Origin of the sequence: Acetobacter farinalis (assembly GCF_011516935.1) — a bacterium.
Taxonomy (GTDB): domain Bacteria; phylum Pseudomonadota; class Alphaproteobacteria; order Acetobacterales; family Acetobacteraceae; genus Acetobacter; species Acetobacter farinalis.
Window position 1 is genome coordinate 44,460 of the sequence record NZ_WOTF01000011.1, and the last position, 14,829, is coordinate 59,288.

At 55.6% G+C, this 14,829-nt stretch carries 10 protein-coding genes; 7 read left to right on the forward strand and 3 right to left on the reverse strand.

Annotation, left to right across the window (positions count from 1 at the left end; genetic code table 11):
• Positions 1–31: 31 nt before the first annotated feature.
• A complete protein-coding gene (gene uvrB / locus GOB82_RS09450; RefSeq protein ID WP_194300444.1) occupies positions 32–2,320 on the forward strand; it encodes an excinuclease ABC subunit UvrB in 2,289 nt (762 codons plus the stop codon).
• A 29-nt stretch (positions 2,321–2,349) separates the two neighbouring features.
• On the opposite strand, the gene GOB82_RS09455 is transcribed toward uvrB, so the two are convergent.
• Positions 2,350–3,486: an AI-2E family transporter gene (locus tag GOB82_RS09455; RefSeq protein WP_166122450.1), complete on the reverse strand. Its 1,137-nt coding sequence runs from the start codon at positions 3,484–3,486 to the stop codon at positions 2,350–2,352.
• Positions 3,487–3,734: 248 nt separating this feature from the next.
• Here GOB82_RS09455 and GOB82_RS09460 point away from each other — a divergent pair, with 248 nt between their 5' ends.
• The 4 genes from GOB82_RS09460 to GOB82_RS09475 all read left to right on the forward strand — a co-directional run bounded on the left by GOB82_RS09460 (position 3,735) and on the right by GOB82_RS09475 (position 9,266).
• A complete protein-coding gene (locus GOB82_RS09460; protein WP_166122452.1) occupies positions 3,735–4,508 on the forward strand; it encodes an AsmA family protein in 774 nt (257 codons plus the stop codon).
• Positions 4,453–5,700, forward strand: a complete 1,248-nt coding sequence (locus GOB82_RS09465; protein ID WP_166122454.1) for an AsmA family protein — start codon at positions 4,453–4,455, stop codon at positions 5,698–5,700. Before GOB82_RS09460 ends, GOB82_RS09465 begins: the two co-directional genes overlap by 56 nt.
• Before the next feature lie 79 nt (positions 5,701–5,779).
• A complete protein-coding gene (locus GOB82_RS09470) occupies positions 5,780–6,445 on the forward strand; it encodes a 2OG-Fe(II) oxygenase family protein (protein ID WP_166122456.1) in 666 nt (221 codons plus the stop codon).
• Positions 6,446–6,485: 40 nt separating this feature from the next.
• The gene (locus GOB82_RS09475; protein ID WP_377792247.1) at positions 6,486–9,266 is read left to right on the forward strand and encodes a M16 family metallopeptidase; all 2,781 of its coding nucleotides are present in this window, start codon (positions 6,486–6,488) and stop codon (positions 9,264–9,266) included.
• 147 nt (positions 9,267–9,413) lie between these two features.
• Here GOB82_RS09475 and GOB82_RS09480 read toward each other — a convergent pair whose 3' ends face one another.
• Positions 9,414–10,190, reverse strand: a complete 777-nt coding sequence (locus GOB82_RS09480) for a glycosyltransferase family 2 protein (RefSeq protein WP_166122458.1) — start codon at positions 10,188–10,190, stop codon at positions 9,414–9,416.
• Positions 10,187–11,335, reverse strand: coding sequence for a CgeB family protein (locus tag GOB82_RS09485; protein ID WP_242007311.1), 1,149 nt, complete (start codon positions 11,333–11,335; stop codon positions 10,187–10,189). Before GOB82_RS09485 ends, GOB82_RS09480 begins: the two co-directional genes overlap by 4 nt.
• Before the next feature lie 1,335 nt (positions 11,336–12,670).
• Here GOB82_RS09485 and GOB82_RS09490 point away from each other — a divergent pair.
• A complete protein-coding gene (locus GOB82_RS09490) occupies positions 12,671–13,945 on the forward strand; it encodes an HAD-IIIC family phosphatase (protein WP_242007312.1) in 1,275 nt (424 codons plus the stop codon).
• On the forward strand, positions 13,942–14,505 hold the full coding sequence (locus tag GOB82_RS13440) for a hypothetical protein (protein ID WP_242007313.1): 564 nt from the start codon (positions 13,942–13,944) through the stop codon (positions 14,503–14,505). Before GOB82_RS09490 ends, GOB82_RS13440 begins: the two co-directional genes overlap by 4 nt.
• Positions 14,506–14,829 lie beyond the last annotated feature (324 nt).

The window sequence follows — 14,829 nt, forward strand, 5'->3', positions numbered from 1 at the left end:
GGCCGCCCGTTGCCGCCCCATGTTGAACGCCATGGCCACACGCACCTCCCCCGAGTCCGCATCTCGTTCCTCCTCCGCTCCGGCTGCCGCAGGCGGTAAAAAGCGTGGCACGCTGAGTGAGCGGGCCGCCAGCCTGCCTGCCGTGACCTTTGAGCCGGAGCGTCAGGCGGCCCGGCCCAAGCTGCGGCGGATGGATGTTGTGTCGGATTACGAACCGGCGGGGGACCAGCCTCAGGCCATTGCCGAACTCCTGAGGGGGATTGAGGCCAATGAGCGTGATCAGGTCCTGCTGGGTGTCACGGGGTCAGGCAAGACCTTCACCATGGCCAAGGTGATTGAAGCCACGCAGAAACCCACGCTGATTCTGGCGCCTAACAAGACCCTTGCGGCACAGCTCTATGGGGAAATGAAGCAGTTTTTCCCTAATAATGCTGTCGAATATTTTGTCAGTTACTATGATTATTATCAGCCCGAAGCCTATGTGCCACGGTCTGATACCTATATTGAAAAAGACAGCCAGATTAACGAACAGATTGACCGGATGCGCCACGCGGCCACGCAGGCGCTGCTGGAGCGTAACGATGTGATTATCGTCGCGTCCGTCTCGTGCATTTACGGTATCGGTTCGGTTGAAACCTATTCCCGCATGGTCGTGAAGCTGGAACTGGGCGGGGAGATAGACCGGGACCGTCTGGTACGGGGGTTGGTGGAACTGCAATACCGCCGGAATGATGCCGCCTTTACCCGGGGCACCTTCCGCGTGCGGGGTGAGACGGTGGATATTTTCCCCGTGCAGAATGAAGATCGCGCATGGCGTGTCTCCCTGTTTGGGGAGGAGATTGATGGCATTATCGAGTTTGACCCGCTGACAGGCGAAAAGACTGCTGATCTTCAGGAGATTACCATTTATGCGAACAGCCATTACGTAACACCGCGGCCAACGCTTAATCAGGCGGTGATCGGCATCAAGCAGGAACTGCGCCAGCAGCTCGACAAGTTTACCAAAGAAGGCAAACTTCTGGAGGCCGAGCGGCTGGATCAGCGCACCACGTTTGATCTGGAAATGATTGAAACAACAGGTGTGTGCAAGGGAATTGAAAACTATTCCCGCTATCTCTCAGGCCGCAAGCCGGGAGATCCACCCCCAACCCTGTTTGAATATCTGCCGGAAGATGCTCTGCTGATTGTGGATGAAAGCCATGTGACCGTGCCGCAGATTGGCGGCATGGAGCGTGGGGATAATGCCCGCAAATCCATTCTGGCGGAGTTTGGCTTCCGGCTGCCGTCCTGCCTTGATAACCGCCCGCTGAATTTTGCCGAGTGGGACAAGTTCCGGCCCCAGAGCATTTTTGTCAGCGCGACGCCGGGGCCGTGGGAGATGGAGCGGACGGCGGGCGTGTTTGCCGAGCAGGTGATCCGCCCAACAGGGCTGATTGACCCGGTAACGGATATTCGCCCGGTGGAACATCAGGTGGATGATCTTCTGGCGGAATGCCGGGCAACGGTTGCCAAGGGTGGCCGTGTGCTGGTGACAACCCTGACCAAGCGTATGGCGGAAGACCTGACGGACTATCTGCATGAAGCTGGCATCAAGGTGCGGTACCTGCATTCCGATGTGGATACGCTGGAGCGGATTGAAATTATCCGGGATTTGCGGATTGGCGCGTTTGATGTGCTGATTGGCATCAACCTGCTGCGGGAAGGGCTGGATATTCCGGAATGTTCGCTGGTGGCCATTCTGGATGCGGACAAGGAAGGCTTCCTGCGTTCCCGCACCTCACTCATCCAGACCATTGGCCGCGCCGCCCGAAATGTGGAAGGGCGTGTGCTGCTGTATGCGGACAAGATGACGGACTCGCTGCGCTACGCGGTGGAGGAAACCGCCCGCAGGCGTGAGAAACAGATGGCGTGGAACGAGGCCCACGGCATTACGCCCCAGAGTGTTCGCAAGAATATCGGCGAGATTGTTTCTTCCGTGTTTGAGCAGGATTACGTCACCGTGGCCCCGGACGCGGAGACCGGTGTTGCGGAATTTGTCGGGAAGGATCTGGGCACGGCCATTGCGGGTCTTGAAAAGCGGATGCGTGAGGCGGCGGCGGATCTGGAGTTTGAAACAGCCGCCCGCCTGCGTGATGAAATCAAGAGGCTGGAAGCGTTGCAACTGGGGTTGGAACCTCCGGCCGTTGCCGCGTCATCTGGCGGGCAGAAGCCCACCACACGCCGGAAGTCTGCAAAGGAACAGGTTCCGCGCCCGCTGGGTCCGGGCGGCGGTGGGTATGACCCCAAGCCGAAGCGGGGGCGAAGCCGCAGTAGGGGGTGAGGCGTCCGGTTTCAGTCTCTGGCCGAGGGTTAGGGCGTGGTCCGGACGGCATGCTGGAGAGGTTGTGAGGTGCCAGGACCTGCCACGGGGGTTCCTGCGTCAGCAAGCCAGCTTTTTACCAGCGTGTAGGTTACGGATAAAATCATCGGGCCGACAAAAATCCCTACCAGCCCGAAGGCGGTCAGCCCGCCGATAACGCCCACCATAATCAGCACCAGAGGCACATTGGCCTGTTTGCGGATCAGGAAGGGGCGCAGCAGATTATCAACCACGATGGCAAGGATGGTGAACCCCAGCAGCACTATAGCCGGACCGGCGCTGTGGAAGAAAAACATCCAGATTACCGCAGGGATAAGCGTAACACCCGGCCCGGCCTGAAGCAGGCAGGCAATAAAGGTGATGGCTGTCAGAATGCTGGCCCAGGGCACACCGGTTATGGCCATGCCCACCCCACCCACCGTGCTTTCCACCAGAGCCGTAACCGTCACACCAACCGCAACACCGCGAATGGTGCGGCCTGCCAGCAGAACCATCTGCCGCCCGCGTTCTTCCGCCAGCGCATAGCCAAAATTCATGACCAGATTGGCAGCCGCTTCCCCCCGTGAATGGAGTGCCGCCAGAATAATCAGCGTGAGCAGGAACTGTATCGCCAGCATGCCAAAGCTGCCCGCGTAATCCAGCCCAAGGCTAATCAGCTTGCCGGTATCGGGCAGAATGCGGTTTGCCAGTTGTGGCAGGCCCACATTTTCAATTTGCTGCCACCAGAGGCCCGCTTTCTGCCCGATAAACGGCAGGCTGTGCAGCCATTCCGGCGCCGGGGGAATGCGGAACGCCAGAGCGGAATCCGCCAGCGCCTTCAGTTCGGCGGTATGGGTCAGCACCGTTGTGGTCGCCAGCCAGATGGGCAGGACATAGACCATCAGCGCGACCAGACTGGTTACGGTAACAGCCAGCGCCCGGCTGCCCCACAGCACCTTCTGGATGCGCAGCAGCAGGGGCCATGTTGTGACCCCGATGGTGATGGCCCAGATGGTGGCGGGCAGAAAGGGGCGAATAACCCAGAGCGAGCACAGGACCATGCCCATAGCCGTCATGGCGCCCAGAACGATACGTGTCTGGGGGGTTGGCCTCTGGTGGGCCGGTGTTGCGGGGGCGGGCGTGGGCATGTGCGGGCTCATCGGGGTGGTGTCATTTCCGTTCGCAGGTTTTTACGTCACGCCACCGTCGCCGGACAGGAAAAAAGCGGTGTGACCACGCAGGGGTAGCGAAGGTTATTCGCTATGCCAATCAAAGGCATGACGGGTGCGCCATTTTTTCCTACAAGGGAGGTGAATTCCGCCAGCGGGCAGGAAAAACGCGCCAGTACGGAACAAACCAGTACAGGACTGAAAGGCGCGGAGAATTGAGGACCTGAATGTCAGACCAGATCAAGGGTGAAATCGCAGCCTCAGGCGCACAGACGGCGCGGCGCGGCATAGGGTTCTGGGCACTATGGAGCGGTGCGGGGGTGGCGGGCCTGCTCGCCGCATCTGGTGGCGCGGTCTGGTTTTTTCTGGGGCAGGTTGATCTGGGCGGTTTTGTTGCCCGCAGGGCTTCGGCGCAAGTGGGGCGGGTGGTGCAGGTGGGGAGCCTGCATGTCACGCCGGGGCGCTGGCTGAAGGTGGATCTGGCCAATGCCCGCCTGGCCAATATTTCCGGCGGCACCGGGCCGGATATGGTGCGGGTGGGGCATCTTTCAGCGGAGGTGCAGCTTTCTTCCCTGCTGCATGGCCCGGTGCTGGTGCGGCATGTCGCGCTCTCGGATGTTTACGTCATGGTGGAACGCACACCGCAGCGCCTGCCAAACTGGCGCTTTGGCGGGCAGGCCGAGGCCGGGGGCAAAACTGCGTCCCTTCCATCTCCGGTCCCTTCGCCGGATCATGCGTCAGCCGCGCTGGATGATCGGAGTGCGTACCCCACGGTGCTGGACGCGGTTATTCAGAAAGCTGAAGTGATTTACCGCACCGCGCACGGGTCTGAATTCCGCACGACGGTGAAGACGCTCACGCTTCAGACCGATGGCGCGGATAAGCCCGTTCATCTGGCTCTCGAGGGGGGCGTACAACACCAGCCCCGTGACCCTGACCGCGACCATGCAGCCTTTTTCCGTGCTGCGGCAGACCAGAACACCTTACGGGATGGTTCTTGAGGCGAAGTCTGGTGACATGACCCTCACGTTCAACGGAACAGCGGCAGACCCTCTCAATGTCGATGGGGTCAAGGGGGCGTTCACCGTCAGCAGCCCGACATCCCGCCCGCTGATGCAGATTGCCGGGATGCCCGCGCAGGCGGAGATTGGCATGCAGATGTCCGGTCAGTTCGAGCACGCAGGCGATGTGTGGAGCATGATGCAGGGCAAGGGAGCGGTGAAGGATAATCCGATGACGTTCTCACTCATGCGCCTTGTGGAAGGCGCGCACGGAAAGCCGGACCATGTGACAGCGGATATCGCCTTCAGCCAGCTTGACCTGAATGAATTTCTCAGCGGCCAGAAAAAAGCCGCTCCGGGCGGGGCGGATATTCCGCTGAGTGTGGACCGCGCGCCGGACCCGCTGATTGATGTGCGTCTGTCCGCCAAAACCCTGTCTTATAATGCGCTGCGTTTTTCAGGAGCCACGTTCTCCGCATCCGTCATGCCGGGGGTGGTCGCGGTGGATGCTCTGGCCTTTGACTATCTGGGGGCGAACATGAAGGCCTCAGGCAAGGTTGAGGCGGCGGAAAAAGGGGCAGCGCATGTCACGGCGGCTGTGGCTGTCTCAGGGGCGGATATTGAAAAACTGCGCAGGATCGCGGGGCTTGCACCTCTTCCGCTCCAAGGGCAGGTGGACATGCAGATGACGGCAGATGCCACGCAGAAAACGCTGAATTCCGCGGTTTCCGCGGCGGATGTGGAGGCCGCTGTCTCCATGACCAAAGGAAGTCTGGACCGCAAAGTGATCGGGCTGGCCTCCGCTGACCTGCGGATGCTATTCAACAAGCCAAAGGGCATGACGCCTGTGGCCTGCTTTCTGGGTGTGGTCAGCGCGCACGCAGGGGTGGGGCAGGCGCTCCCGCTGCGTATCCGCACGGGGGATGGCACGCTTGCGGCCAATGCCCGTTTTGACCTGAACAGGAAGTGGTTTGATCTCATATTCAGCACTCAGGCCTCCACAACAGGGCGGTTTGCGCTGGATATTCCCGTACAGGTGAGTGGAAGCTTTGGCAGCCCGAAGGTGAGGCCCGCGCGCTGGTCTGCCGATGGCCGGGCCATGCTCGCGCAGACAGACCGCCTGAACGCGCTGCCCGCCGGAGTCAGGCAGTTTGCCATGCGCAATGCCTGCTACCGGCCTACCGGCCGATGAAGGGCGCGTGAGGGCTTGTTCCTGCCGCACTTCCCTTCTACCGTCAGCCTGACAAAGTGTTCATATCTGGACGGAACGCATGACCATGTCAGACACCTCCATACAGCCGGATTATGCGGCGCTGGCCGCAGCCCCCGTCTGTGCCGACCCGTTCCCGCATGTGGTTGTCCCGCATTTTATTCGCAAGGATGATCTCCCCCGGCTGTTTGCCAGCCTGCCGGATATTCAGGCCGGTGGCTCCTTTCCGCCCTCAGCGCTCTCGCTTTCGCCCCTGATGCAGTCAGTGGTGCAGGCCATGGAAGGGCCGGAACTGCGGCGGATTATTGCGGAGAAATTCAACCTCGACCTGGATCATGCTCCCACCATGCTGACCATCCGTGGCCGCACGCGGGAAAAGGATGGCCGGATTCACACGGACTCCCTGGCCAAGCGGGTGACCATTCTCCTGTATCTGAACCCCGCCGAAAAAGAGAGCTGGCAGAAGCAGGAAGGGTGCATCCGCCTGCTGCGCGGCCCTCATGATGTCGAAGATTATGCGAAGGAAGTGCCACCGGTGGATGGCACATTGCTGATTTTCCCGAACGGCCCGACAACATGGCATGGGCATCGGCAGTTTGTGGGCCAGCGGTACACCATTCAGTTGAATTACATGACGGAAGATGCCCGCGCACGCTCGGAACTGCGGCGGCATCAGCTTTCCGCTGTGGCCAAGAAATTCTCATTTCCCGGCTTGGGGAACGGATAGTTCCTGCGCCTGTACGATATACATTTAAAAGGATTCAAGAATGAGCTCGCCATTTTTTACACTTTTCCGCAAAATGCAGTCTGACAGACTGGCAAGGGTGCGGGCTTCAGGCGTTTCTTCCGTTGTTCTGGGGGCCGCCATTCTGGGGGGCACGGCGCTTTCCTCTGTTCTGTACACGCCAGCCGCTGTGGCGCAGCAGATGCCTTCGGCGCAGGTGCCCGCCGCACTCAGCAGCGCGCAGGTGGTGCGTGCAACCCTGCCGAACGGGCTGAAGGTGGTGATTGTGCCAGACCGTCTGGCTCCGGTGGTGACAACGGAAATCAATTATCTGGTGGGCTCGGCGGAAGCGCCGGAGGGTTTCCCCGGTACAGCCCATGCTCTGGAACACATGATGTTCCGTGGCAGCGCGGGTCTGGACAAGGATCAGCTTGCCGCAGTCGGAACCCGTCTGGGTGGAAGCTACAACGCGGATACGACTGAGGATGTCACGCAGTATTTCTATACGGCTCCGGCGCAGGATCTTCCGGTTCTCCTGAAAATGGAAGCATTGCGCATGAAGGGGCTGACCCTTTCAGAGGCGGACTGGAACAAGGAACGCGGAGCGATTGAGCAGGAAGTTGCGCGGGATCTGTCCAGCCCGGCCTATCTTTACCTGCAACAGCTTCAGTCCATCCTGTTTGCCGGAACGCCGTATGCGCATGATGCGCTGGGTACCCGCGCCTCCTTTGATAAAACAGATGCGGCTCTCCTGCGGTCTTTTTATGAAAAATGGTATGCGCCCAATAACGCTGTTCTGGTGATTGCAGGGGATGTTAATCCGGTTACGGCGCTGGATCAGGTGCGGGAGGCTTTCGGGGCGATCCCGCGTAAAACCCTGCCCGAGCGGCACAAGATTACCCCTGTGCCACCACCGGCCAAAACACTGAGCTTTCCGACGGATTATCCGGTCGGGTTTGCAACACTGGCCTTCCCCATGCCGGGGCGTACGGCGGAGAATTTCGCGGTTGCCGATATTCTCTCCGATGTACTCGGCAGTCAGCGCGGTGCGCTGTATGCGCTGGTGCCGGAAGGAAAGGCGCTGTTCGCCGGGTTTGAATATGCCCCGAAAAAATCAGCAGGCTTTGGTCTGGCACTCGCGGCATTCCCCAAAGGGGGGGATTCTGCCAAGGTGATGGGTGACCTGCGCGATGTTCTGGAACACATCCGCAAGAACGGTGTTCCGGCAGAACTGGTGGAGGCTGCGAAAAAACGTGAGATTGCACAACTCCAGTTCTCCGCCAACTCTGTGAGCGGGCTGGCGGCGCAATGGTCCACGGCGCTGGCATTCCAGAATCTCGACTCACCCGGTGATATGGTGGCTGCCTATCAGGCCGTGACGCCTGAAGCCGTCAACCGTCTTGCGGCAAGCCTGCTGGACCCGGCCCACGCGGTGGCGGCTGTGCTGCTGCCGGAAAGCTCGGGCAAGCCCGTGGCCGGGAAAGGGTTTGGCGGGGCGGAATCGTTCGCCTCCACACCGGACAAGCCGGTAAAACTGCCGGACTGGGCTGAAAAAGCGCTGTCTCATCTGGAAGAACCCAAACCAACGCCCCAGCCTGTTGTCAGCATGTTGCCCAATGGCCTGAAGCTGATTGTGCTGCCGTCTCACGTCAGCCACACAGTCCAGCTTTCCGGGCAGATACGCCAGAATGCCGCCATGCAGGAACCAGCAGGCAAAGAAGGGGTGGAGAGCGTGGTGGAAGCGCTTTTCTCCTATGGCACCACAACGCATGATCGTTTGGCATTCCAGAAAGCGCTGGATGATATTCCGGCGTGGGAAAGTGCCGGGGGTGATTTTTCCTTGCAGGTTCTGACACCTGATTTTGAAAAAGGTGTGGCCCTTCTGGCCGAAAACGAACTGCATCCCGCATTCCCGGAAAAGGCGTTTCAGGTTGTGCGGATGCAGTCTGCGCAGGCGCAGGCCGGAACGCTGGTGTCTCCCGGCTTCCTGTTTGGCAAGGCGATCAAGACAGCCATCCTGCCAGCCAAAGATCCTGCACTGCGTGAAGCGACCCCTGTGTCCATCATGAGCCTCTCGCGTGATGATGTGGTGAACTATTATCACGCGGCCTGGCGGCCTGATCTGACCACTATTGTTGTCACGGGGGATATCACGCCGGAAAAAGCACGGACTGTGGTGGAACAGGCGTTTGGTGGCTGGAAAGCAGAGGGACCAAAACCTGTGGTCGATTTGCCTTCTGTGCCACTCAGCACAACATCCCGCGTCAATGTGCCGGATAAAAGCAGCGTGCAGGATAGTGTGGTGCTGGCGGAAACCTTGGGGCTGACTCCCTCTCACCCGGATCATTTCCTTCTGCAGTTAGGGAATGAAGTGTTGGGGGGCGGGCTTTTCTCTTCCCGCCTGTATCGGGACCTGCGAGTGAAGACTGGCTATGTGTATTCTGTAGGCAGCAGCTTTGAGTGGAGCCGTACGCGCGGCACCTATAGTATTGAATATGGAGCAGACCCGGATAAGGTTGGAAAAGCCCGCGTTGCAGCCTTGCAGGATCTGAAAGCCATGCAAGCGGCTCAGCCCACGGAGGAGGAGCTGTCTCTGGCAAAGGCATCACTGTTGCGGAGCCTGCCCCTGCGGCGGGCCAGCCTGAGCGGCATTGCCGCGCAATATCTGGCGCTGGAAGAGCTGGGTCTGCCGCTGGATAATACAGATCGCGCAGCGCAGGTTTATTACAAGGCAACAGGGGCTGATGTACAGGCCGCGTTCCGTAAATGGGTCCGTCCGGATGATCTGGCCCAGATTGTCAAAGGCCCGACACCGAACTGGTAAAAGAAAACCCTCTTCCTTTTCCTGCGCGTTTCAGGAGAAGGAAGAGGGCTACAACCCTGCTCTGGATGCAGGGCCTGTTCAGGAAAAGCTTGGGGTGGCCATAACACTGTGTAGTGTCGTGGCCGCCCCATTTTCATTCAGGGTAAATTATTTTCCCGTCTTGGGAGACGGGTGACGGAATTCCATTACAAGCTCAAGGTCATAATGCGCGGAAAGCGCTTCCGTTGCCGTGCGGGACGTGTTGTGAACACGGTAGCGGCACAGGATTTCCGGCAGGTAGCCGGGGCGGAGTTCACGGTCGATGAACTTCAGCCAGAAATCATAATCTTCCCAGCCTTCTTCAATATGGCAGAAGCCGCCAACACGTTCCCACGCATCCTTGCGGATCAGGGCCATGACATCCACATAATTGTTCTGCTTCATCCGGACCGGGTCCCAGATGTCGGCATGACCAATGCCCTTGCGGTCACCAAATTCTTCAATCTGGGTATAAACAGCCGGGAAAGGACCATTAGTGAGCGCTGCGTAGGTCTTTTCCAGCGCTTTGGGGTAAATGGTGTTGTCCGCATCCATAATGAACACGGCTTCACCCAGCGCATTTTCAAACGCCACGTTTCTGGAAAAAGACGGACCCTGATTACGCTTGTTCTGGATAAGGGTTGCCCTGTAGAAGCGCTGCTTGTTCTCTTCCATCCATTCACAGATCACATCAAGCGAGTCATCCCGCTCTGAGAGATCATCCACTACGACAAGATCAATGTTCTCGTGGGTCTGGTCCGCGATGGAGTCCAGACATTCACAGATCACCGCAGCATAATTGAAGTTTGTGACGCAAACTGTCACCAGATCTTTTGGCTTTCTGGGCTTCTTCTTGGAAGAAAAGATGATGTTCCCGGCAGGGGCCCAGGGCTTCAGGACGCTCATTTCAGGTTGCTCCATACGGAAGAAATATAATTTTTCAGATCCAGATTTTTTGAAGAAAAGATTTCTTTGTCCTGCAAAATATCAAAAATATTCTTCTGGATTCTGGCTGCTTCCTTCTGTCCCTCTTCTGAGCGGATCAGCCATTCCACCAGATTGGGCATATGGCGCGGGGTTTCAGTCAGATAGTGTTCGCCATTTTTGTAAAGCGGATGCGGGAAGCATTCCTCGGTAACAATGATGGAGCCGGAGGCCATGCCCTGTTTGACAATACGGTGCCATTCAAAAAAGCAGTTATCATCACGGTGGATATTGAGAGAAATTTTTGAATTCTCGGACACATAACGCGGCAGGCGGGACAGAATATCATACAGGCCTGAGCTCGGAATCGGGCCATCAGCTTTACGGTAATAAAAGAAGTTCTGATAATCAGCGAAGAAGCCAGCCGAACGGGAGAAGAATTTTTCTCTCTTGCGGGAGGCATTGCCAAAGAAGCTGACATCAATGCTGCGCTCATTGATGGGCGTGAATGGAGAAGAGGCTTTCCGGGCTGGTTGCGGAAGTACGCGGAAAAGCGGGTGTTTTTTATCATCTGCTGAAAGTTCACAGGCTTCAATTTTCACCGGTGGGTCAAAATGGAAGACATTCAGACCAACATCTGAAAATGATTTCAGGTTCTGATAACACAGATCCATCACCCCGGCGGACATCATGATGTAGATGATGCCACGGGTGAACCAGAGCGTTTGCGGCTGCTCCGTGTTGAACATGATGGAGCGTTTGATGATTTCATCCCGTTTCCAGACCTCATTGCCGGAAAGGAAGAAGAATTCGTGCGGCGCGCAGAAGATACACAGTTCCGGAGCTTCGTCTTCAGGGGTATCTTCTGTCAGGACACGAGAGTTCAGGCCACTGTTTCTCAGATACTCATCCAGACATTCCGCCAGTTCCTTGATGAAGGAATTGCCTTCTGAATGGTAAAAGACACCAACCGTTTTAGGGAGTGCTTTGCTGGTATCCTTTTTGGAAACCTTGTAGTCGATCTCGTGCTGGCATTCCTTTCCAAGAAAGCTGACTATTGAGCGCTTGGAAAAAATTTCACGCCCTTCGCCAATGCCGTAGAGCAGGGCATGGCGGGCCGGGGACATTTTTGCCGCTGAAATATCCGCGTTCATGCGAATATAATCGTCTGAATTGAAGAAGGGGTACTGGCGGAGCCGGTTCAGGGATTTTGTTATGGACTCGTATCCATATTCCTGAAGAAGGCCTTTTTCAAAAAAATAAAGATTTTCGTTGTTTCTGAGGTAATGAGCAAACGGGTTTTCGTCCTGGCCGATAACATTTTTGTAAAGATTGTAATAAATTTCAGTATTAAAATTATCGTTTGGGTTTCTGTTCTCATGTGACCCGTACAGTACGTAATGAACAATAGGGTCAAGGCCTGACTGTTTCACATCAGGATTTTCAGCGAGGTAAAAATCGAGGTCAAACTTCTCTGAATCTATAATCGTCTTAATATCTTTTTTGTTCCAGGCAGTTAAGGTGACCATCACATTTCCCGTTTGTATAGATTTAACTTTTTAAGTTCGAGCAGCATAGCGTAAAAATAAAGTCGTGAGAACGGCTTACTTCCCGGTATTGTGTGACAAATTTGGGTGTAATTATGACCTAAGGCGTAAAAAACAAAGGCATAATAAACAGTAATAAATATAAATATTTTGATTTTTTAGGAAAGAAATTTTGAGGAAAAATGAAATATTAAAAAATAACCAGTAATTTTTTCTAAAGAAATCAAGATTCTAATAGAATATCATTTTTATTTGGTTAATGAAAGATAAATTTTTTGCGTGAATTTTTACAGTTCGTTGCTTATCCGGATAGAGTAATCATGGGTGCGAATGGTGGCGGTAAGGGGGAATGTGAACTGGCTTCGTTTGATCGTGTGTAAAAAGGGTCGTGGAGTGCTCCTGGCGGTTAAGGTGCTCCCGAAGGTTTTGCTCTCGGTTGAAACTGAAGTCCGGGTTTCCCTGCTCTCTATAGGTATGTATGAGAGAAGCACTCCCTTCAACAGGAATGTCAGGGCATAGGGAAGCGGCCAATAGAGGGCGGGTGGAGCATAGCCTTCTGGTCGGGGTTTATATTATGACCGGACAACGCAGAAAAATAGAGATTTCTGAAATTATAGACAAAACGTAAACGGTAATTTTTCGTTCATCGGGAAGTGATAAAGAGTAGCAGTGGTCTGCCGGGACGTTTTTGTGTAAATCACCCTTCAGGTTAATACTTCAGGGTCGTTATTTTCAGGGGAAGGGAGCGTGTGGAATTTAGTTTTTTCTGCCAGTGCAGTCTGGTGAAAAAATAGTGTAAGGCCATTTTCAGCTTGGCGGTGTGGCTGAGGGGCGCGCAGATGTGCCTCCCAAGTGGCGCGAGGCACTGCGGAATTATGGATCAGGTATTCAAGCGTAGCAGGAATCAAAGTCAAAATGTTCGAAGAAGACCGTCATGGCATGTCTACTGCGGAGTTTCTGTTTCCGTCAGACCTGGAAGTGACTGAGAAAAAGCTCAATCGTGTCCTGTTGGTGGGGTCCTGCCTGACCGCCTTGTATTTTGAGCAGTTCAAGACGCGCTATGCGGACACGGCGTTTGACTATATCCCCTACAATTTTGTCAGTGTCCTGCCCCAGACTCCGCCCTCCCCCGTGGAAAGCTATGACCTGCAGTATGTCCAGATTCCCTTGAGGACATTGCTGAGTGATCGGGTCATTGAGGGTTTTCATTTTAACGAACCCGGCTTTGCGGAAACGGTGCTGGAAGATGCCAGAAATCTTCTGGATGTCATGCTCTCTGCGGCGCTGGTCTATAATAAGTCCCATGGTCTTCTGACATTTGTGTCGAACTTTATTGTTCCGCAAATGAGCAGTGCTTCCAGCCTGCGCGGGAAGGGGAGCAACCGGGATCTGGTCTATATTGTTCACCAGTTGAATGACTATCTGAGCCAGCGCGTGGATGCCTGTGAGAACGCGTATGTGCTGGATGTGGATTCCGTAGCCAGTGCTGTCGGCAAGCGTTATGTGCTGGATGATATCGTTTATTTTTACTCCCATGGCGGCGTGACGTTTCAGGATTGGGACGATTTCGGTTCTATTGCACGGAATGAGCCGATTCCGCCGCTGGAAACTGTCTATCCGATCAAGCGTGATGAGTTTCTGGACGCGGCCTATCGGCAGATTGTCACGTCCTACCGTACCGTGCAGCAGGTCGATCAGGTTAAGGCTGTTGTTTTTGATCTGGATAACACGCTGTGGCGTGGGCAGCTTGCGGAGCATTACCGCCCGGATACGCAGCCCTGGCCCCGCACGGATGGCTGGCCGCTTGGGATCTGGGAGGCGATTCACTATCTGCGCGCCCGTGGTATTCTGGTCGCGATTTGCTCAAAGAATGATTATGAGACGGTCAGGCAGAGATGGGATGACGTGGTTAATCCCAAATTTGTTTCTCTGGAGGATTTCGCGTCTCTGAAGATCAACTGGCAGCCCAAGGCCGAGAATATCGCGGCCATCTGCAAGGAGTTCAATATAAAGCCCAAAAGTGTGGTTTTTGTTGATGATAATCCTGTGGAGCGGGCTGCTGTGGCTTCGGCTTTCCCCGATATCCGCGTGATAGGTGGAAACCCTTATCTCACCCGGCGTGTCCTGTTGTGGTCGGCCGAGACACAGATTGCGCAGCTGACAGCGAGTCTGAACGGCGGGAAGACATGATCCGCAGTCAGATTGAGCGGGAAGAAACCCGATCAGCCATGAGCCGGGAGGATTTCCTTGCCTCTCTGGAGTGCCGCGTTGCGTTCAAATACATTACTGACACGGCGCAGCCTGAATTTGCACGCGCTCTGGAGCTGACGAACAAGACCAACCAGTTCAATACCTCCGGCAAGCGATGGACGTTCAAGGAGGTTGCGGACTTCCTGAAAGAGGGTGGGCAGCTTCTGGCCTTTACGGTGCAGGACAAGTTCACGGAGTACGGGCTTGTCGGGGTGCTGTACCTCAGGAACACGGAAATTGTGCAGTACGTCATGAGCTGCCGTGTGCTCGGGATGGAGGTTGAGGAATTTGTCGTCGCTGAAGCGGTTGCGCATGTACGTAAGACGCTTGGTGAGGTGAGAGTGACCGCGTCTGTTCATGACTTGCCGGACAACACGCCGTGCCGGGATGTTTACGCCCGTGCCGGTTTCCGGGAGGACTGGGTGTCTGAAGGGATTCATTATTATATTCTGGATGAAGGACAGAGTTCCAGGCAGGCCCCCCATATAAAGCAAGCCTGATGCTGCGGGAGTCTTGAGGAAGGCTTCAGAAAAATACGGCAATTTTTTGAAAAACTTTGTAATCCGCTTTTTTGTGGAGGGTTATTCGGACTGTATTGGTCCGAATAAGAAAGTTATTATTTTTTTACGGATTATAATTGAATACCACGCACCTTTACGCCTATTTCACTGGACAATGTCCTGAAAATTTTATTAATAAATTTGCAAATATCTTACGGCGTGTCGTCAGTTAGGCCCTGAGAGTTGTACTTTCTGGCTGCCTGTGCTGATTGTTTTCCCGGTTTTCAGGGGGGGGGGAGCAACAGATGCGGCGGTATGGCTTAC